Source organism: Oleiphilus sp. HI0043 (genome assembly GCF_001634935.1).
This window is the reverse complement of sequence record NZ_LWEY01000602.1, coordinates 1-1,373: the sequence shown is the minus strand read 5'-3', so window position 1 is coordinate 1,373 and position 1,373 is coordinate 1. Positions and strand designations below refer to the sequence as shown.

The 1,373-nt window shown below is 44.9% G+C and carries 2 protein-coding genes and 1 pseudogene; 1 reads left to right on the top strand and 2 read right to left on the bottom strand.

All coding sequences use genetic code 11. From position 1 onward, the window contains the following. Positions 1 to 200 (bottom strand): annotated as a pseudogene (locus tag A3729_RS07430) (hypothetical protein); the annotation flags it as partial. A gap of 23 nt (positions 201 to 223) precedes the next feature. Then, entirely contained in the window at positions 224 to 841 is a 618-nt protein-coding gene (locus A3729_RS07425; protein ID WP_068633532.1) for an NUDIX domain-containing protein, read from the bottom strand. 225 nt (positions 842 to 1,066) lie between these two features. Between A3729_RS07425 and A3729_RS07420 the strand changes: the two genes are divergently transcribed. Further along, positions 1,067 to 1,373, top strand: a 307-nt coding sequence (locus A3729_RS07420) for a TolC family protein (RefSeq protein ID WP_369820104.1), incomplete at its 3' end; no start/stop codon positions are given.

The window sequence follows — 1,373 nt, the reverse complement described above, 5'->3', positions numbered from 1 at the left end:
TCAAGCAAAAAAGTATCGGTATATTTACAAGACTCAACAAGCGTCATATGTACTTGCCCAACGTAAGACATGCCGTTATGTAAGCTGAAGCGAATCCGTTCAACATCGCCCATCATTCGAATCAAACGAATTAGGCGGTTATAGTTGCTTTCAAAGGTCGCGCCAAGCTGAACCAAGTCGGGGACATACTTTTTACGCATTAAAATAATACTCTCCCCTTAGTCTAGCGCCACTGCTCTCGCAAGCGTTCCCGGTTTAAGGCCAGCCATTGAAGCCCCATAATAGCGGCAGCATTGTTAATGGTGCCATTTTCGACCAATTTATAAGCTGCTTCAAAGTCTAGGCAGTGTACCTTGATATCTTCATCTTCTTCAGCAAGACCAAACACGCCACCAACACCTTGAACACTGACTTTAGCACAGAGATAGACCTTCTCTGTAGTGCCGCCCGGCGAGACCAAGTATTCACAAATTTTTTCAAGTTCGCCTAATTCCAGGCGCGCCTCCTCTTGCGCTTCTCTGCGTGCAACATTCTCCGGGTGCTCGCCCTCATCATTCATCCCTGCAACCAACTCCAGCAACCAGGGTGATTGATCCTCGAGTATTGCGCCCGGCCTGAATTGTTCCAGCAGCACAACTTTGTCTTCCATTGGGTCGTAGGGAATAACGCAAGTGGCATCACCCCGAATAAACAATTCACGACTGACTTCCCGGCTCCAGCCACCATCAAACAAGCGATGTTTCAGGGTAACCTTTTCCATGCGAAAGAAGCCTTCAAAGCAGGACTCACGGCCAATTAGCTGATAATCTTCTTTGCCATATTGAAGCTTGATCGTCGACATTATTTCTCCTTTCAGCTCGAACTGAGGCTAGCGTTTTTCGAACTAAATATACTGTTTTTGCGATTTATTGAGGGACATACAAACATCTACATGCTGCACAAGACAGGTATTTGCGCCAAGGAAGTCTAGAGTTCTTCATATAGATTGTCCATAATGAAACCATCGAGCCAAAGCTTATTTTCAGCCTTAGGTTCCTATACCGTACGCCCGATCAAAGAGGACACTATGAAGCACACATCAAAGCTGCTTATTTCAACCTTTCTTTCTTGCATGACGCTGCCATTTATTGCGTCGGCACAAAGTACCGACCTTTTAAGCCTATATAAGAAAGCCGAGAACTATGACGCAGAGATCTTTGCTGCTCAGTCAGCTTATTTGGCCGAACAAGAAGGCCAAAAAATTGAATTTGCAGGTCTACTACCCACTGTCAATGCAAGAGCAAGCTTAAGCCATACAAACTCAAATGGCTTAAGCTCAAGCGACAATAGCTACAAGCAAAAAAACTATTACTTAAGTTTATCTCAGCCACTAT